Consider the following 19,373-nt stretch of genomic DNA (forward strand, 5'->3'; position numbering starts at 1 on the left):
CTCTCCGCATAACCGCCGCCGCTCCACCTCCAGCTCCTCGATATCCATTGGCCCCGCAGCCCTCCTCTGGCTATATGTCTATAGCCAGATTGCCGCGAAAAAGGCAACAACGCCTACTTTCCCCACTACCATGACGCACACCCCGTGACGAGGAGCCAGAGTCGCAGAATTGCGCTGCCCTGAGGGCTACGCTATGGTTAGTTGGTGCTTGCCATAGGACACGTGAATAGCGCAGGCCCAGCGTTGCCGCGGCGATCTCCACAGCCGTTTGTGACGATCACCAGCACCACGTCATCGATCACGCGTCACGCCTCACGCCTCACGCCTCACGACCAATGAACGGGCGCGATTTTCTCACACTGATCGAGAACGGCGGCGTGGTCATGTACCCGCTGCTACTGTGTTCCGTCCTGAGCATTGCCGTCATCATTGAGCGCTCCTGGACGATCATCCGTGCGGCCCGGGCGGCGGAGCGGTTGCATCAGCTCGTGAGCGAAGCCGCGCAAGAAGGCGGCCTGACGGACGCGCTGGCCATCAGCCGGCGAGACCTGTCCCCCCTGGGTGCGGTCTACAAAGCCATCCTCAGTCACGCCGACGACGACCAGCGTGTCCGGATTGCACAGCGGCGGCTCGGGGAAAGCGCACGGCGGCTGAAGCGCTACATATGGCTGCTCGGCACCGTGGGGAGCTTGGCGCCGTTCATCGGGCTGTTTGGCACGGTCATCGGCATCATCCGCGCCTTTGAGAACATGGCAGCCACTGGGTCCGGCGGCTTTGCCGTCGTCGCCGCCGGCATCTCCGAGGCGCTGATCGCCACCGCCGGCGGCTTATTGGTGGGCGTGTTGTCGATCTTCGCCTACAACGCCTTCATGGTACGTATCGCCAACCTCTCGGCGCTCTGGCGCGAATGGACCGATGAGCTGCTCATGCAACTCACGCAAACGCAGCCGCGCGAAGGAAGTATCGCTCGTGTCGCTCAGTCTCGGTAGCAGCGACGGCGATCCACAGGACGACGGGGACATCGTCGCCGAAATCAACGTCACTCCCCTCACCGACATCTTTCTGGTGCTGCTCATCATCTTCATGGTGACGAGCACGGCACTGACGCAGCAGGGCACCAAAGTGAACCTGCCGCGTGCCGCGGCCGGGGCCGCCGAGGCCTCCGGCATCATCATTACCGCAACGGTGGATCATCGCATCGAGATCAACGGCAAGCCGGTGCCCCTTGAAAACCTGCGTGCCGCCCTCGAAGCGGCGTTCCAGAAAGGATCCGATCGCAGCGTCATCCTGCAGGGCGACCGCAACGTCGTACTGGAACAGGCGGTGCAGATCATGACCACCGCCAAGGAAGCCGGTGCCGAACGCATCGCCATCGCCACAGCACCGGTAGAGGGTGCGAAGCCGCGGTGAGGAGAAAAAAGTCCTGAGTGCTGGGTCCTGAGACTCAGAATTCGGATTCGATGACACCATGGAAGCGCCAGAACAGCCACGCGTCGTTGAGGTCAAAGAGAGCCGCTCGCTGGCGATGCTGCGGGAGGTGTTCCAGGCGGGACGGCCGCTCACCTACATTCGCACGCCCGAAGAGCAGCGCATCGGCCAATTATTGAGAGAAGCGGCGCAGCTATTCTTCGCGCCTCCCGTGCCGGTGTGGAGTTGGAGCCTGACCGAAGGCTTGCGACATGAGGATGGGACGGCCGCCACCGCCGAACCGCTCGGACCGCGCTCGGCCCTCGATTTCGTCGTGGCCCATGACAGACCGGGAATCTTCCACTTCAAGGATTTCCACGAACCCATGCGCGAGTCGTCGGAAATCCGCCGGCGCCTGCGCGATCTGTGCGAGCAGTGCTTCGATACCGGGAAGTATGTGATCATCTCCTCCGCAGTCCGCTACATCCCGGAGGAGATCACACGCGACTTGGTCTACCTCGAGCTGAGTGTCCCCGACACGGTCGAACTGGTCGCCTTTCTGCGACGCGAGATGGAGCGCATCGCGCAAGCGGGTGGCACCGTCGACTCCAGTGAAGGCACGGTGCACCAGCTGGCGCGCGCGCTCCAGGGGCTCACGCTGGATGAGGCACGGCACGCCGTGCGCCGGGCGCTCGCGGTGGAGAAGAAGCTCGAACGCAGCGCGGTGCCGATCCTGCTGGAAGAGAAAAAAATGCTGGTCAACCGCACCGGACTGGTCGAATATGTCGCTGACAGCACCCATCTCGATCACGTGGGCGGACTCGAGCACTTGAAGAAGTGGCTACTCGAGCGGCGCAGGTTGTTCGAGATGCGCGAGAGCATCAACCTCGACATCGTGCCCAAGGGACTGCTGGTCATGGGCATCTCCGGCTGCGGCAAGAGTTTGTCCGTGAAGGCCATCGCGTCCTATTTCGGGCTGCCGCTGTACCGCATCGACATGACCGAGATTTTCTCCGGCCGCCACGGTTCGGCCGAGGGTGCGTTTGTCCAAGCCTGTCGCATGCTCGAAGATATTGCCCCAGCGGTGGTGTGGTTCGATGAAATCGAGATGGGCATCACCTCGCAAGAGACCGCCGGCGAGCAGGGCCGCATATTCGCGTTTTTTCTGACCTGGATGCAGGAGAAGGCTCGCGGCCTGTTCGTGGCCGCCACCGCCAACCGCATCGATTTGCTGCCGGCGGAAATGATCCGCAAGGGCCGCTTCGACGAGGTCTTCTTCATCGACCTGCCGCTCGACAACGAGCGCGTCGACATCTTCAAGATCCACCTGCAGCGCCGTGGAGTGAATCCGGACAACTTCAACCTCGAGCGCCTCAAGCGTTTCACGCGCGGGTGGACCGGTGCCGAGATCGAGCAGTGCGTCGTCTCCGCCTTCACGGCCGCACGCCTCGAGGACCGTGAGCTGGCCGATGATGACCTGCTGAATGCCACCGGCAGCGTCGTCCCGCTGTCCAAGACGATGAAGGAACAGGTCGACCACATTCGGGCCTGGGCCTTCGATCGGGCCGTCCGCGCCTCCCCCCGTGAGTTCGCACACTAGCCCTTCATTGCGGCTACGCCCTTGCGCCCATCCGGCCGGGCGGATTACATTCCAGTCATGGTAAAGGCCAAGAACGCGCTGCCATCGTTGAGCATCGGTGACTACCTCCGCCGGCAACGCCAACTCGCCAATATCTCGCTGCGCAAGGTGGCCGAACAGAGCGGCATTTCGGCCGCTGTACTGCGAGAGATCGAGCAAGGCCTGCGCGATCCGAGCAAGACGATCGTCCAGTCGATCGCTGGGGCCCTGCGGCTGTCGGCCGAAACGCTGTACCTCCAAGCCGGGGTGATCGATCCACAAGAGGCAGAGGAAATCGGCACGCTGCGGGAAATCCATCGTGACCCGAATCTCACCCAACGCCAGCGAGACCTATTGGTGGAAGTCTACGAGGCCTTTTGCGCCGCCAACCGCTCTCGGCGGGAATAGGGACAACCGTGGAAGCGTGAGGGCGTAAACAGGGAACGACGTTCCTTCGCCGTCACGCTCCTACGCCCTCACGCGCCACGCACACACCCGTGCGCGGTATTGACATTCGCCTTCCGCAGGACTCTACATGCGAGGGGGGCAGGTTGAGGAGAGGCGGAGGACGTGCCCAACTTTCGTAATCGGCTCACGCGACCGCAACAACGTATCTACGACCGCAGCAACGCCACCACCGCAGTTCCTCTGCGCCCAACCCCACGCCTACGGGCAGCGGTGACCGCGTTTCCAGGCATCCTGCTGTCTGCAGACCGCGCCCGTGTCGAACAGGCCTCCCAGTTCATTGCCGATGAGATCTGCATGGTCCTGCGTGTGGCGCGCGTCCGCATCGCCGTCAGCGGCACGCGGCCTGCGGACACCCGGGGCGAGTTGCACGGTTTGTACACGCCGTCCAGCAGCCGCGAGGCGGCAACGATCAAGGTGTGGATGATCACGGCAAAGCGCGGACAGATCGTGGCCTTCAAGACGTACTTACGCACGCTGCTGCACGAGATTGGCCACCATCTCGACTACACCCTTCTGCGCCTGACGGAATCCTTTCACACCGACGGCTTCTACCGTCGCGAGTCGAGCCTTTTCCATCAGATCGGCGCTGCGTCAGCGGCGGCGCGAGGTGCGGCTCAACCGGAAGTCCGGGTGCTGAGCGGCATCGCGGCGCCTGCTCCGCTACAATAAAGACAAATGCAAGCGACGGACCACACTCGCACGGAAATCACCGACAATCTCGATTTGCTGCTGATGGTGTTGCCGCCGCGCGTCCGTCAGGAAATCGAGAAAATGGAAGACCTCTCCGCCCTGCTCGAGGTGGTCCTCGACCTGGGGCGGCAACCCGAAGCGCGTTTCCCCGGCCGAACCGTTGCCCTGAGCCCGCAGCCGATTACGCGGGAGGATCTCGACTACATGACGGCCCGCATCGGCACCTTCACCCGAGACAACCGTGCCGGCATCGAGCGGACGCTGCACCGGATTTCGGCGCTGCGCAACCGCCTGGGTGAAATCGTGGGATTGACCTGCCGCGTCGGCCGCGCCGTCTACGGAACGGTCGACATCGTCAGCGACGTGGTTGAATCCGGACGCAGTATCCTGCTGCTAGGACGCCCCGGCGTCGGCAAGACGACATTGCTGCGCGAGGCGGCCCGGGTCCTCGCCGATGATCTGAACCGGCGCGTGGTGATCGTCGACACCTCCAATGAAATTGCCGGCGATGGCGACATCCCACATCCCGGCATCGGGCGGGCGCGCCGAATGCAGGTACCTTCACCGGAGCGGCAGCATGCCGTCATGATCGAGGCCGTAGAAAACCACATGCCGGAGGTCGTCGTCATCGACGAGATCGGTACCCAGGCAGAGGCGCAGGCGGCACGCACGATCGCGGAACGAGGTGTGCAATTGATCGCGACGGCCCACGGCATCAGCCTCGAGAACCTGATCGCCAACCCGATACTCGCCGACCTGATCGGCGGCATCCAGGCCGTCACGCTCAGCGACGAGGAGGCGCGCCGCCGCCGCACGCAAAAGACGGTGCTGGAGCGCAAGGCACCGCCGACGTTCGACGTCTTGATCGAGATCCGCGACAAAGACCGCTTCGCCGTGCACGCCGACGTCACGCAGGTGGTCGATGCCGTGCTGCGCAACCATTCGGCCCAGCCGGAAATCCGCGTCCGACACCCGGACGGCAGCGTCGAGGTCGAGTCAGCACTTGCGGGAATTCCCACGCTGCCTCGGTCCGAACCAACGGCGCCGCAGCGACACGCCCTCCGGATCTTTCCTTACGCCGTCAGCCGCGAACGCCTGGATCGCGCCATTCGGGACCTCGGCGTGGACGCTGTCGTATGCAGCCAGCCTCGCAATGCCGACGTGGTCGTCACACTGCGCTCTTTGGCCAAGAAGCGGCCCAAGAAACTGCGTGAGCTGCTGATGGTGGATGATGCGCGCCTGCATGCCATAGGCGGCAACACGCAAGCGAAGATCGCCGAGTTCCTGCGCGAGTTGTTTGAACTCTCGAGTATCGACAGCGAGCAGGCGCAGGCACTGAAAGAGGCCGAAGACGCCGTCGCCGCCGTGATCGCTCACCGGCAACCCATCGCCCTCAGCCCGCAAAACGCCCACTTCCGCCGCTTGCAGCACCAACTGGCCGAAGCTCACGGATTGGGAAGCGAAAGCACCGGGCGCGGTCCGTTTCGCCGTGTGGTGATCCGGCCGTGAATGGAAGACCTCAGTTCGCCGCTTCGAACAGACCGGCCGCGCCCATGCCGCCGCCGATGCACATGGTGACGATGCCCCAGCGCTTCTTCTGGCGGCGCAGCTCGAGGAGCAGCGCCCCCGTCATCCGCGATCCCGTCATGCCGTACGGATGACCGATCGAGATGGCGCCGCCGTTCGGATTCAGTTTCGCCGGGTCGATGCCGAGCCGGTCGCGGCAGTAGACCGCCTGGGAAGCGAACGCTTCGTTCAGCTCGACGATGTCGATGTCGTCGATCTTGAGGCCCGCGAGCTTGAGCAGCTTTGGCACCGCGAACACCGGCCCGACGCCCATTTCATCGGGCTCGCACCCGGCAAACACGCAGCCGCGGAAGAAGCCGAGCGGCCTGATACCGAGCGCCTTGGCGCGGTCGTACGACATGATCAGATTCGCTGATGCGCCGTCGGAAAACTGTGAGGAGTTGCCGGCGGTCACGGAGCCGTCCGGTTTGAACGCGCCGGGGAGCTTGGCCAAGCCCTCCATCGTCGTGTCGGGCCGGTTACACTCGTCGCGGTCGACCACCACTTCTTTGGTAGACTTGGCGCCTGTTGCTTTGTCGGTCAACTCCATGGTGACCTTCATCGGCACGATCTCATCCTTGAGCTTGCCGGAGCGCTGCGCCGCCGCGGTCCGCTGCTGCGAGAGGAAGGCGATCTCGTCCTGTTTCTCGCGGCTGACCTTGTAGCGCTCGGCCACGATTTCGGCGGTCAAGCCCATCGGCATGTAAACGTCCTTCTTGTGATCCAGGAGCCAGGGGTTGAACAGGTTCTCTTTATTGAACTTCCCCTGGAGCATGGTGATCGATTCGAGTCCGCCGGCGACAATGGCTTCGGCGCCCTCGTTCTGGACCACGTGCGCCCCGACAGCAACGGCAAAGAGCCCCGAGGAACAGAAGCGGCTGACGGTGCCACCCGGCACGGTTACCGGCAACCCAGCCATGACGGCGATGTTGCGCCCGGCATTGAAGCCCTGCGGCCCTTCCGGAAAGCCCGTCCCCATGACGACGTCCTCGATTTCAGCCGGATTGAGCTGCGGGGTCTTCTCCAGCACTGCTTTGACGCAGTGCACCGCCATATCGTCGGGGCGTGTGAGGTTGAACGAGCCCCGAAACGACTTGGCCAATCCGGTACGAGCGGTTGCAACGATGACGGCTTCACGCATTATCTTCTCCTCCTCGCGTTCGCTGCCGCTACCTTTCCAGGACCGCGAGCGTGTTGCAAGGTCTGAGGGCGGTTGCTTGCAGGCTCAGACGGCGCCCGCAGCCCGCTCTACATTTCAGCCGCGATTTTCTGTAGCCTAGCGGCATGAATCTCCGCAGAGCGGGAACGTCAAAACCGGGCGTGTCGTACCGACGCCTTCTGGTTCTCCTGGCCGCTGTGATCGTAGCCGGTGGTCCCGCCGCTGCCAGGCAAGTCGATGTCCCACTCCAATTCGACCACGACTTCATCCGCCAGATCCTGGTCGCCCAAGTCTACACCGGGCCGAATGGCAAAGCGGTCTTGTGGAACGATGGAGCCGGATGTGGGTACTTGACGCTCCGCGATCCGGCGGTGAATGGAGCCGGCAACCGCATCCGGGTGGTGACCCGAGGTGAGGCCCGTATCGGCACACCCATCGGCGATGAGTGTTTCGCCCCGGTACAGTGGGAGGGTTTTCTCGAGGTTCTGGAAGAGCCGCAGATCTCTACCGGCCAACAGGTCATGCAGTTCCGGGTGGTCGAGTCCAACCTCTACGACCAGGACTGGAAAAAGCGGTTTATGACCGGAAAGATCTGGGACCTCGTCAAGCGCTACGCGCATCCACAATTCGAGGCCGTGCGCATCGATCTGAAGCCGGTGGTACAGGATCTGCGCGATCTCTTACCGCTGCTGGTAGCGCGGGGGGACCAGGCGCGCATCGACCAGATGCTCGATTCGCTGCGTCTGGCCGATGCCAGCGTTATCGACACCGGGGTCAAAGTCGGGCTCGCCTTCACAGTCAGCGAGGTGCCTCCCGCTGCCGGCCCCACGCCAGAACCGACCTTGTCGCCGGAGGAACTGCAGCGCTGGGAACAAGCGGAGGAGCGATGGGACGCGTTTCTCACTTTCGCCGTCAAGCAATTCGGCAATGACACTCTGGCCCAAGATCTCCGCCAGGCATTCTTCGACGTGTTGATCGATGGCCGCTATGACATCCTGGAGGCGCTGGCACCCTCGGCTCCGGGCGCGCCCGACCCCACCAGGCAGCTCTTTCTCAAGACGTGGGAGCGGCTTGTACCGGTGGTCAGGCGCACGGCCGCGACCCTGCCCGGCACCACCGCCATGCGCTACCTGAGCTTTGTTGCCGCCGGCGATGCGCTGACAGCGCTGGACAAGATCGGACCGGAGGTCGGGCTTGACATCTCGGCCGATGGCTTACGCCGGCTGGCCCGTATCGCTGCGCCGTTGAGCGCAGAGGATCCGCTGGCATACAGCGCGGCGGTGGATCCCGAGCTGCGCCAACTATTCGGATTCGGCTCGCCGTTGCCTCCACCAGACTTGTCTGTCGAGCCCACCGAAGACAACGTCCAGACGTGGTGGCACCGCCTGTTTGCTTTACCCCTTGCGCAGGCCGCCGTGGAGCAGCAACCGGCGGCGAAGACGCTGGAGCAGTGGGTCGTGCCCGATGCCGATTCGATCGACGCCTATCTCCAGGCCGTGCGCGAAGTGCTCACCGAAATGACGCAGAAATCTCTCGCTGGGAGCGATCTTCAAGCGCAACACCATGATCTCTATCGCCGTCTCGTATTGGCGGCGGCATGGCAGGAAACCTGTTGGCGGCAGTTCGTGCGTGAACATGGAAAAGTCAGCTACCTGAAATCCGCCGTCGGATCGATCGGGATCATGCAAATCAACGAGCGCGTGTGGCGCGGCTTTTACGACGTGCGCGGCCTGCGCTGGGACATCCGGTACAACGCCCGGGCCGGCGGTGAGATCCTGCTCCACTACCTGAGGGATTACGCCATCACGCACGACCAGCCCGGTGTCACTGATTTCCTGGCGCGGGCAAGCTACGCGGTCTACAACGGCGGCCCCGGCCACGTGAAGCGCTTCCTCAATAAGAATGCCCCCAAGACCCTCAAGCGCATCGACGAGCTGTTCTGGGGAAAGTTCAAAGCGGTGACCGCCGGGACACAGTCCGGGCTGGTCAGCTGCCTCGTAGGTGGATGAGGACGGGCCTGAGTGCTGAGCCGAGTCCTGAGAGACGAACCCAAACCGCCGACTCGCTGGCACACCTGGCTTCGGATCGTGCCGCTTGCTTCCTCCTTGCAGGGGTGGGGGTGAGGGCTCCACGAGGAACAGACCAAATCCGCGTCAGTCCCGCTTTTCGTCGTCGCGGCGCGCTCGGCGGAGTTCATCCAGTTATTTGGCCCGCAGCTGGGGCTGGTTCCCGACATGGGTTGCACGTACTTCCCCGTTCGCCTGCTCAGCCGTGCGCGGGCTCGTGGTCTCGCCTTTCTCGGAGAACGGCTCACGGCCCAGCAAGCCGAGCAATGGGGCCTGATCTGGAAATGCGTCGTTGACGATATGCTGATGGAGAAGGCGCTGCGGATCGCGCGGCGCCTTGCGGCGGGGCCACAGCAGTGTTTCGGCTACATCAAACGCGCCCTCGACGCTGCGGAGCTGAACACGCTATCCGGGCAACTCGATCTCGAGCGCGACTCCCAGCGGATCCTCGGCGATACGGAAGACTTCCGTGAGGGCGTAATGGCGTTTCTCAGTAAACGCAAGCCTCAGTTCGAAGGGCGATAAGAGCCCGGCACTAGAGAAGCTATCGATATGGGGTCCCAGGCTGACGAGCCGCGGAGGTCGCGTTCTAGGTCGGTGCACCCGGCACCGAAGCAACACAAGGCGCTCCGCCCACGAGGACTTGCACCGATAGGTCCGGATCATAAACGCGGCCACCGGTCGGACTAGCCAGAATCAGGTTGCTGATGTTGACGGAGCAACAAGAGCCGTCTTGAGAGCGAGCTACCGTGAACCCGCAACAGAAGAGCTCACCGTCAGGAATCGGGTTCGTGTCGGATACGGACAGGAAAAGTACCCGCATGGTCGAGTTGTTGGGGAAGATCTTCGTCTGTACGTTCTTACGCGTTGAGGGGTTTGAGGCGCACCGGGCGGCATTGCCCGCTGCCTGTTCCGCCGTCATGCAGGCGGGGTTCCAGCTGAGATCCATCTGGAGACCGCCCACCGCGCCATGGCTGGCGGTCATGACCACGCAGACGTCAGTGGAAGTTGGGTCCGCCGCCTGTCCAAACACCCCCAAGCGTTGCGCCCCCGTAGCGCCATCGCTGCTGCCGCCGCCGCAAGCTGACAGAAACAGCGCCCCAAGAATCAGCACCGTCGAAAAGCCAGTCTTGACCATCCTGTGTACAACCCTCTTAAGGAAAGGAGACTATCACGCACAAACCGACAACGATAGTTGACAGTCTTTCACGGCGCTGAGAATCTCAACGCCCTCAATGGCTGCGTGATACCAACGGCAGGTCCGGCCACCTGAAGCGCTTCCTCAACCAGGATCCGCCCGAGTCAATCGTGTCCAGGCGTCGGTTCCGAGCACGACTCACGAACACGATTCACGTTTTAGTGTTCAGGCCTGCCTTGCCGTCGGGCACGCGCTCCACGGCGCGCTTGAACTCGCGGTGCCAGTTGGTGACGGTGCCGAACTGTTTCACGTAGGCATCCAAACCCACCAGCGCCCGCGCCAGGAAGACGCGGTGCCCGGGCGCTTTGAACAGGCGGTTTTCAAACCCGATGCTGGCCACCGCCATCGCCGTCTCCACCGAATTGAAGTCGCGTGGGTTGAACACCTTATCCTCCAACACCGGCGCGAAGATCAGGTACATGATGCGGACAAAGGGCTCCGGATCGTCGCCGCGATCGAGGTACCCCAAACGCACGAAGGACTCGGCCATTGTCGCCTTGTCGTCCGCCAGGATAGCCTTGGCCAGTCGGTGATAGGCTTTGCGGATCACTTCGGGGAAAATCCGGATCGATCCGAAGTCGAGGATCGCCAGCTTCGGGTGATAGGTAACCAGGTAGTTGCCCGGATGCGGGTCCGTGTGCAGCACACCGAACTCGAAGATCTGCCGCCAGAGGACGCGAAAGTACTTGACGGCCACCCAATCTTTGAGGGACTGGTCGACGCCAGGACCAAGGATGTCCTTGAAGGGATATCCTTCCAGCAGGCTCATGGTGAGCACGCGCCGCGAGGAGAAGTCGGGATACACATCCGGAATCACCACTTCGTCGTCGTCCGAAAACATTCGCTGGAAGAGCGCGATGTTCTTCGCCTCGTTCACGTAGTCGATCTCTTCGTGCAGCCGCTCCTCCAGCTCGCGGTAGACGTCGGACTGGTCGACCTTCTGGCGCATGACGTCGCGGCCGATCATGGTGAAGGTCTGCAGCAGCGCCTTGATGTTCTGCAGATCCTGGTTCACGGTCTCTTCCACGCCTGGGTACTGCACCTTGACCACCACTTCCTCACCGCTGGGCAGCCGGGCTTTGTGCACCTGCCCCAGCGAGGCCGCGGCAAAAGCGTCCGCATCGAAAGCCGCAAAGATCTTCTCCGGCGGCTGCCCCAGCTCGCGGATGATCTGTTTCCGGATGAGGCCGTAGTCCATCGGCGGGACCGAGGACTGCACCACCGACAGCACCTGCAGCGCCTCGGTCGGCAGGATGTCGTCGCGCATCGACAAAATCTGCACCAGCTTCATGAAGGCGCCGCGCAGTTCCTTCGACCGTTCCACGATCCTGATCGCATTCTTGATGTGGGTGTCGAGCAATGCCTTTTCGCGGCTATCGGCGGAGCGGAAGGGCCAGCGCAGCGCCTGCCACACGTAGCTCGATCCCACCGAGGTGGCGAGCTCGCCGACCTTCAGCACCCGCTTGGCACGGCCGCGAGTGATGTCACCGCCTGATTTCGACGCCCCGGTCACTCAATCTCCCGAGAATCAACCGCCCCGCGTCTTACGCGCCGCAGTCTTCTTGTCTTGGCTCCGACGGGCTGCGGGGCGCGGCTGTGTTCGTCCCGCGCTTGGCGCTGGTGTCCTGGCCTTCGGACCTTGCACCTGTTCCTGCATCGCCGCCGCTTCGCGAGCGCGGCGCACGGCCACCCATCCTTCCCGCTGTAGCTGCTTCTTCGAGTTCAACACCAGCGCCCCCGGCGCGACATCGCGCATGACCGTAGTCCCGGAGGCGATGTAGGCATCGTCACCGACGGTGACCGGTGCGACCAGCTGCGAGTCACTGCCCACCTGAACGCGTTTGCCGATGATGGTGCGCTGCTTGCGGAATCCGTCGTAGTTGCAGGTGATGGTACCGGCGCCGATGTTCGTGTCCTCTCCGATCTCGGCATCACCAAGGTAGGCCAGATGCATGGCCTTGGTGCCGGCACCGACAGTCACGTTCTTGGTCTCCACGAAATCGCCGACGTGGACCCGCGCGCCCAGGCGGGTACCCTGCCGCAGCTGGGCGAAGGGGCCAACCTGAGCGTCCTCTTCCACCGTCGCCTCGGTCATCACCACGCCAAATTTGACGTGCACGCGATCGGCGATGTTGGAATGGGTGATGAGGGCGCTGCCATCCAGGCGACAGGCCTCACCGATGCGCGTCGAGCCGCGTAAGATGACGTTTGGACCGATGACGGTGTCGCGGCCAATCACGACGTCGGGACCGATGTACGCCGTCGCCGGATCTTCCAGTGTCACACCCGCCGCCATCCACTTCGCGTTGATGTCGTCCTTCAAGGTCTTCTCCCGTGCAGCAAGGTCCGCGCGGGAACTCACCTGCGCCCCCTCGCCCGCTGTTGCCGGCGCATCGGCGATCCGCTGCCCCTGAGCATGCGCCAATCCCACGATGTCCGTAAGGTACAGTTCCGCTTGGGCGTTCGTCGGTTCGAGTCGTTCCAGTGCCCGAAAGAGAAAACCGGCATCGGCACAGTACACACCCACGTTGATCTCGTGAATCGCTCGCTCCGCCTCCGTGGCATCGCGCTCCTCCACGATGCGCACGACGCGGCCGGCCGCGTCCCGAATGATCCGCCCGAAGCTTGACGGCTGATCCACCGTTTCCGTCAACAGTGAGACCGCCGCTCGCCCCTCTTGGTGTGCCGCCATCAGGCGACGGAAGGTCTCGGGGCGGAGGAAGGGCAGATCGCCGTAAACGAGCACCAGGTCACCGTTGAAATCACCCAGCGCCGCCCGTGCCACCCGCACGGCATCTCCCGTGCCCTTCTGCTCTGTCTGCACGGCGAACCGCACGTCGTACGGCGCGCAAGCCGCGCGCACGGCATCCGCCTGGTAGCCCACCACCACGACAATCGGATCGACGCCGGCACGGCGCAGCGCGGTCAGGGGGTAGGAAATCAGGGGCCGGCCAGCCAAGCAGTGCAGCACCTTCGCCTGGTTCGACTTCATGCGGGTGCCCAGACCTGCCGCCGGGACAATCGCTCCGACCGGGCGCGCCATCACGGACCGACCTCAGCAGGACGACTGGCCGATCCCGCACCGCATCGATACTTCCTGATGATCAGCGCCATGGAAACACCCTACCGCCCAGTTCGGGCAGAGGTCAATGTCACTGGCCGCCAGCGCATGCCTATGGCTGGTGGTCTGAGGACAACGGCCTAGTCCCTGAAATGAACCTGGTCGGCGATCTGCCATAGGCGATAAGCCACATGTGTCACTTGCCGATTTGCCGATAGGTGCCGCGGAAGTGGATGAGCGGTTCGCCTTCGTGGGCATCGGCAGCCTCCACCTTGCCGAGGAAGATGCTGTGGTCACCGCCCTCGAAAACTTCCACGGTACGACACTCCAGATATCCGAGCGCCTCGGACAACACCGGGGCGCCCGTCACACCGAAGCGAAACGCCAGGTCTTTGAACTTATCCCCGCCGGATACGGCAAATCGGCGTGACAGATGCTCGTGGGCGACGCCCAGAAAATTGACCGCAAAGACGCCTGACGCGTGGAAATGTGGATGGCCCTCGGAACGCTTGTCGACACACACCAGCACCAGGGGCGGCTCCAGCGATACCGAAGTGAACGCGGTGGCCGTAAGACCGTACGGCCTGCCGTCGCCGCTGACTGTCGTCACGACGGTTACGCCCGCGGCAAAATGGCCCAGGACACGGCGGAACTCCTGCTGATCAATCGGCATAGCCCTCACCCCGGCCCTCTCCCAGAGGGAGTGTCGATAAACGCGAGTGGCCCCTCGATACGGCCCCTGAGAAAATGGGTGGTGTCCTAATTTGAAATCTGGCACTTGAGGCTTGGGCTTGCAATTAGGATTTCCTGGCGCACCGTCACTTTCCGACATGCGCACCGGAACACCCGGTAGAGTATGCCCCCTTCTCCACGTTCAGACTGACCTTGATAGTTGCAGCCGCATGGGTACCTCGGTTCGCTACGGATTTTGAACTGACGCGGAAAGAAATAGTGACCGCATTCGCTACACCTCCAATTCCCATGACCCTGGTAGGTGCAGGTACCGCCGCACTTCGTTCCACTCGTCGTCTCCCGGTTGCACCTCACCGTCCAGCTCATGTCCGTGTCCCTTCAGGGTGGCTTATTATATACTCGATCTTTGTACCGTGTACAAAACACGCCTCCGGCAAATTTCTCGTTCCTGTGGACGATAGGGATTGCCTTCCTGGTAGCTTCATCGAACTGCGCCCTCTGAAGCCAATTTCAAATTAGGACGCCACCAGAAAATGGGGCCTACTCGGGGTGAACGGGGAAAACCCTCTGAAATCAACATGGAACCGCTCGCCCCGAGTAGCCGCCCTCATTCCCGATCATCCCGAGTTGCGGCCTTCTCTTGGCCGCGTATCGAGGGGCTGGCGGCGTATCGAGGGGTGCCCGCTGGGCGAAAATCGACAGTCCCCAGAGGGAGAGGTTCGTGACCCTTTCCCAAGGTCGCAGGCTCTGATGAAGTCAACGAGCGCCGCAAGCGAATGGAAAACCGTTTTCCATTCTCCTATCGTTCACACCAACCCCAGCTCCGCCAGCTTCTCCGGGGTCGGCCGCCCCTCGGCGTCCCAGCCGCGGTACTGGTAGTAGTCTGTGAGCATTTCATCGAGGGGCACAACATGGCCCCGCACCATGCCCTCGGTCAGCGGCTCTTCCAGCATGCGCGGCGGCAGGCTGTCGTCCTTGCGGCCAAGACCGGCCCTGTTATTGAAAAGGCGCTCAAGGTTCCAGATGCGCTCGCCGATGCGCTGGATATCGTTCTCGTCCAGTTTTATGTCGAGGGCGCAGCCGACGAGGTCGGCCAACGCCTGCGGGCTCATGGCCATGGTGGAAAAGAGGCACAATCCGCTGGAGTCGATGAAGGACGTGGAGTTCTGCAGGATCGACACCCACATCCCCTTCTCCCGTGGCGTGAACGGATCGAGCTTCACCGGGTTGCCGAAGTGCTCCAGCGATACCGCGTAACCGCGCAAGTGGCAGGCGCCGCGGTTCGAGGTGGCGTAGCCCAAACCCATGCCCACAGAACCGCGCGGATCGTAGGCCGCGAACGCTTGTTTCTTGGAACCAATGAACAGCTCCGGATGACCGTACTTCTCCGCCACCCGATAGCCGCCCTCGGCCAATGCATCGCCGAACCCTTTGCGGTACGCCATCGCCTCGATGAGCTTGATCAGGGCGTCGGCATCGCCGAATTTCAAGGCGAAGCCGACGTCGGCCTCAGGGATGTAGCCGCGTTCCGCCAGCTCCATTGCCGTAGCGATCGTAGCTCCCGCCTCGATCGTGTCCATACCGAGTTCGTTGCATAGGTAGTTGGCCTTGATGACCGCGGCCAGGTCACCGACGCCGCAGTCGGTCCCCAAGCCGTAGATGGTTTCGTACTCCGGACCTTCACCATGGCCATCGAGCTTGCCGTGGCCGGCGATCTTGGTCACGCGCCCGCAGGCGATAGTGCAGCTGTGGCAGCCACGCGTGCGCGTCATGAAGTCGCTACGCACGCGTTCGCCGTTGACCGCATCGGCATGAATGAAAGTACCCTTCTGGAAATTGCAGGTCGGCAGCATGCCGATCTTGTTCATGAAGCCGACCGTGCCGGCGGTGCCCATAATGTTCAGATTCGATGAGAGCGGTGCGTCGGCGACTTCCTTGAGCGCGGTCTTGGCGGCGCGCAGGAAGTCCTGCGGCTGCAGCATCGGCAGGCCCTTCGTACCGTACGCGGCAACGGCCTTGAGGTTCTTCGCCCCCATGACGGCGCCAACCCCGGACCGGCCCGCCGCTCGGCCCTTGTCGTTCATCACGCACGCGACCCGTGCCCGGCTCTCTCCCGCCGGCCCGATGCAGGCGACGCGCGCCTCAGGGTGGGTCTCCTGCCGCAGCAGGTCTTCGGTATCACACACGAGCCTGCCCCAGAGGTGCCGGGCGCTGCGGATCTGGACGATATCGTCGTGGATCCACAGGTACACTGGTTCGCGCGCTGCACCCTCGACCATGAGATAATCGTATCCAGCGTAGCGCAGCGCCGGGCCCCAGTACCCGCCCGAGTTGGAGCAGGCGACGGTGCCGGTCAGCGGCGACTTGGTCACCACCATGTAGCGGCCGCCCGTGGGAGCGAAAGTTCCGGTCAACGGTCCGGTGGCGAAGATCAGCGGGTTGGCGGCGTCGAACGCATCCGTCCGTGCATCCATACTGTCCGTGAGAAGCTTGGTGGCCAAGCCACGACCGCCGATGAACTGCCGAACGAGCGCTTCGGCAATCGGCTCTTTGGTGATCTTCCCATTGCTCAGATTCACTCGCAACAGCATCGCGCCCATGCATACCTCCCGAAGAGTCGTGTGCCCGTCCACATGCATCATGTTCCGCTGTGGGTGGTCCTTCCGAGCGTGATCCACCGGCACAGATCACGTTTCCCGATAGCACTTGGCACCCGGATCGACAAGAAACCTTTCGGCCACTGGTGAGGCGGCCCACCAGTGCCAGTGCGGCACCAGGTCATGAACTTGAAATGACCCGGCCGTTTTAATGAGGGAAGGCAAACGGCGGTACAACGACAAAGCAAGAATAGGCCGGTGCAAAGACACGCGACGGGTGCAGCTGTAAACCGGCGTTAATCAGCGTTCGGCCGCCACGGCTATCTCGAAGTCGATTCCTTCCCATCGCTGGGCATCGAGCCAGAAGAACGTGAATCGTGCCCTGCGGTCCGGTGGCAACTGCGCGGTCGGCAGATCGGCGAAATGTATACCGAGTCGGGTGTCCGTCGTGTGGGTTTCGTGCACGGTGCGCCAATCGTCCAGGCTCCAGTGCACCGTCGCAGCGGCCAACACTTCGACGCGCAGGGCTTTGCCGGCGGGCATCCGGCGACATTTGTGATTGAAGCGCCAGAAAGCAAGTTTGGCAGGGACCTTCGCGACCTGGTAGCGCTGCACGCTCTGCAGTGGCATGTCGAACACACGGCCCTCGCGTAGGGAGCGCAGCAGCTTGATGTACTCCGCGTGCGCCCACACCAAGGGCATCGCCGAACCCGAGGGGCGACCGTTGAACAGCTCGCGCTCGCGAATGTCGGCGGCGTCCCAAATCTGCTCCGGGATCAGCCCGCCCGCACTGCTCTGTGCGGCCATGACCTGACACAGCCGCCGCGCCTCCTGCTCGTTGCCACGCGCCAGCTCGTAGTGCGCGCGCTCGCCGACCAGGAGCGGCCACCCGCGGCCGACCCCGGTGCCGTCGAAGGGGCTGCCGTCGTCGTGCTCACCGTAACCGTCGTCGTTGTAGCGGTGCCACACGGACCCGGTCGCCGTCTCCGTCTTGAGCAACGCATCGATGATCTTTACGGTATCGACGATTCGCGGGTCGCTGGCCGCGCGCAGACCGAAGCGCACGAGTGCCAGTGCGTCCGGGCTGACGACCGAGGCGCACGGCTCGTCGCTTTCACCGGGTGGACGGTTCTTGATGGGGACGAAGCCGCCCGCCGGCGACGATGCGCACGGCACGTCAATCGGCGCAATGCGCACGTAGTAGCCGCCAACACCGTGCTCCCGGGCGAGGTCCGTGTCCGAGACGTAGATCCACGACTCGATCGAGGCATTCCACGTGTCGGCCGTCTCCCGGAGATAGCGTGCCATGTCGGCCTCACCGGCGAGATCGGCGAAGTCCGCCGCCGCCAGTAACGCCGCGATCTCCACGGCCAGCGTAAAGGGCGAGTAGCCGCCGTCTTCCTCCCAGCGGTCCTGCTGCGTCACCGGGCCGTTGCAGACCAGAAAACTCGCGGCCCGCCGGACCATGGGCCAAGGGTCGAGACGGCCCAGCCCATTCATGCGCCGGAGCGCGTCCGCGAGCAGGATGGGGAATGCCGTCTCGTCCATTTGGATTCCCGGCCAGTAAGGAGTGCCATCGAGCCACATATTCTGTGGCCAGTAACCGTCAGCCTCCTGGGTCGACATCAGGTAGCGCAACGTCTGGCGGGCGCTGCCTGTGTCTCCCGCCGCCAGGAACCCGCCGGCGCTTTCCACCAAGTCACGCGGCCACGCCAGGTGGTAGCCGCCGAGGTCCTCGTCACCTTTCGCGAAGCCCCAGGGGACCGACAGGCTCGCGATCATGCCACCGCGAAAACTCTTCGCCTCGTGCGTTTTCAGCACGGCGGTGCTGACCCGGTACGTATCGAATCTGCTCCCGCCGGTCTGGCCGAGATCGAGGCACTGTGCCTGATACTCTTGCCAGCTCCGCTGGTAGCGGGCGACGACAACGTCGAAGTCCTCCAGCAGTGTGGCACGTGCCCGCTGCCCGGCCTCGGCCGCGTTGCGGCCGAACGCCAAGGCAAGCACGAAGGTCCCTGCGCACCGCGTGATGTCGATGGCGCCGGTGAGAGCGATATTACCGTCGGGTGCGCGCCGATAGGACCAGAGCATCCGCCGGTGCAAATGAATGTCCTGCCAGCCGTCGCTCACGCCAACGTATCCGCAGCTCATCAGAGTGAACGGGAGAGAGCACGCCAGGGCGAGTGTCGTGTCGCCGCGTTGCGCGAACAGCATTGGGACGCCCTTGTACTCGCCGCTCCAGCCCGTGTTGCCATAGCCGGAGTTCCCGATGTGCGGGGCCAGCAGCGCGTACACGTGGTAATCGGAAAGCCGACCTTGCAGGGCTTCGAAACGGACGCGCTGCAGCAACACGTCACGCAATGGCTCGGTCACGATGACCTTCTCGATGCGGTAGCGACCCTGCGTACACGTGTTGGTCAGCCGATAGCCGGGAACACCCTGCGCCAGCGGAAGGATCTCGCACCTCGTATCGCGCTTCTCCTCCGACAAGAACTGCGCGCCGTCGGCGATGAGAAGCCCGAAATCACGCGTGTTGGCTTGATCGATCCGGGGGTAGTAGACCTCGTTCACGATGCCGTGCGAAATCGTGAACCAGACGCGGCTCAGCCCACTGATGGCCGTACCGACCCCGGTCTTCGCGCTCGACGTCCAGCGCGGCGCGATGCCGGGATGACCCGGTGCAATGTCATTGCCCATCTCGAAGCTCGGTTCACCTCTGCCATCGCGGGATCAGGTGTGACTGGTTTTTCTCGTACCGATCGGCTGGAAGCGTCTCGTCCTCGCCCGCCAGGTCTTTCTTGCAGATACTACCCCCATTGCCAGCGGCCGCAACAGCGAGGCCATGGATGT

General features: G+C 63.2%; 14 protein-coding genes and 1 pseudogene. 8 read left to right on the forward strand and 7 right to left on the reverse strand.

Features of this window, described 5'->3' with window-relative positions; translation table 11 throughout:
- Positions 1 to 335 precede the first annotated feature (335 nt).
- From VF515_00075 to VF515_00100, 6 genes are all read left to right on the forward strand, one after another.
- Positions 336 to 989, forward strand: coding sequence for a MotA/TolQ/ExbB proton channel family protein (locus VF515_00075; GenBank protein ID HEX7406026.1), 654 nt, complete (start codon positions 336 to 338; stop codon positions 987 to 989).
- Positions 970 to 1,410, forward strand: a complete 441-nt coding sequence (locus tag VF515_00080; protein ID HEX7406027.1) for a biopolymer transporter ExbD — start codon at positions 970 to 972, stop codon at positions 1,408 to 1,410. The genes VF515_00075 and VF515_00080 overlap by 20 nt, the downstream gene beginning before the upstream one ends.
- A gap of 58 nt (positions 1,411 to 1,468) precedes the next feature.
- Positions 1,469 to 3,007: an AAA family ATPase gene (locus VF515_00085; GenBank protein ID HEX7406028.1), complete on the forward strand. Its 1,539-nt coding sequence runs from the start codon at positions 1,469 to 1,471 to the stop codon at positions 3,005 to 3,007.
- Positions 3,008 to 3,064: 57 nt separating this feature from the next.
- On the forward strand, positions 3,065 to 3,433 hold the full coding sequence (locus tag VF515_00090) for a helix-turn-helix transcriptional regulator (protein HEX7406029.1): 369 nt from the start codon (positions 3,065 to 3,067) through the stop codon (positions 3,431 to 3,433).
- A 162-nt stretch (positions 3,434 to 3,595) separates the two neighbouring features.
- Entirely contained in the window at positions 3,596 to 4,162 is a 567-nt protein-coding gene (locus VF515_00095) for a hypothetical protein (protein ID HEX7406030.1), read from the forward strand.
- Between the two features lie 6 nt (positions 4,163 to 4,168).
- Positions 4,169 to 5,692, forward strand: coding sequence for a R3H domain-containing nucleic acid-binding protein (locus VF515_00100; protein HEX7406031.1), 1,524 nt, complete (start codon positions 4,169 to 4,171; stop codon positions 5,690 to 5,692).
- 10 nt (positions 5,693 to 5,702) lie between these two features.
- On the opposite strand, the gene VF515_00105 is transcribed toward VF515_00100, so the two are convergent.
- The gene (locus VF515_00105) at positions 5,703 to 6,890 is read right to left on the reverse strand and encodes an acetyl-CoA C-acyltransferase (GenBank protein HEX7406032.1); all 1,188 of its coding nucleotides are present in this window, start codon (positions 6,888 to 6,890) and stop codon (positions 5,703 to 5,705) included.
- 143 nt (positions 6,891 to 7,033) lie between these two features.
- On the opposite strand from VF515_00105, the gene VF515_00110 reads away from it, so the two are divergent.
- Both VF515_00110 and VF515_00115 read left to right on the forward strand, forming a co-directional pair.
- Positions 7,034 to 8,917 (forward strand): lytic transglycosylase domain-containing protein, encoded by a 1,884-nt coding sequence (locus VF515_00110; GenBank protein HEX7406033.1) that lies wholly within the window; start codon positions 7,034 to 7,036, stop codon positions 8,915 to 8,917.
- 168 nt (positions 8,918 to 9,085) lie between these two features.
- A pseudogene (locus tag VF515_00115) lies at positions 9,086 to 9,499 on the forward strand (enoyl-CoA hydratase-related protein).
- 64 nt (positions 9,500 to 9,563) lie between these two features.
- Here VF515_00115 and VF515_00120 read toward each other — a convergent pair.
- The 6 genes from VF515_00120 to VF515_00145 form a co-directional block, all read right to left on the reverse strand.
- Complete coding sequence (locus tag VF515_00120; protein ID HEX7406034.1) at positions 9,564 to 10,112, reverse strand: hypothetical protein; 549 nt, start codon at positions 10,110 to 10,112, stop codon at positions 9,564 to 9,566.
- Positions 10,113 to 10,323: 211 nt separating this feature from the next.
- On the reverse strand, positions 10,324 to 11,685 hold the full coding sequence (locus VF515_00125; GenBank protein HEX7406035.1) for an AarF/UbiB family protein: 1,362 nt from the start codon (positions 11,683 to 11,685) through the stop codon (positions 10,324 to 10,326).
- Positions 11,686 to 11,700: 15 nt separating this feature from the next.
- Positions 11,701 to 13,215, reverse strand: coding sequence for a bifunctional UDP-N-acetylglucosamine diphosphorylase/glucosamine-1-phosphate N-acetyltransferase GlmU (gene glmU, locus VF515_00130; GenBank protein ID HEX7406036.1), 1,515 nt, complete (start codon positions 13,213 to 13,215; stop codon positions 11,701 to 11,703).
- A gap of 214 nt (positions 13,216 to 13,429) precedes the next feature.
- On the reverse strand, positions 13,430 to 13,906 hold the full coding sequence (locus VF515_00135; GenBank protein HEX7406037.1) for a flavin reductase family protein: 477 nt from the start codon (positions 13,904 to 13,906) through the stop codon (positions 13,430 to 13,432).
- Between the two features lie 826 nt (positions 13,907 to 14,732).
- Positions 14,733 to 16,526, reverse strand: a complete 1,794-nt coding sequence (locus VF515_00140; GenBank protein HEX7406038.1) for an aldehyde ferredoxin oxidoreductase family protein — start codon at positions 16,524 to 16,526, stop codon at positions 14,733 to 14,735.
- Positions 16,527 to 16,823: 297 nt separating this feature from the next.
- Positions 16,824 to 19,220, reverse strand: a complete 2,397-nt coding sequence (locus VF515_00145; GenBank protein HEX7406039.1) for a glucan 1,4-alpha-glucosidase — start codon at positions 19,218 to 19,220, stop codon at positions 16,824 to 16,826.
- Positions 19,221 to 19,373 lie beyond the last annotated feature (153 nt).

It is taken from the genome of Candidatus Binatia bacterium, from assembly GCA_036382395.1.
GTDB lineage: Bacteria > Desulfobacterota > Binatia > HRBIN30 > HRBIN30 > JAGDMS01.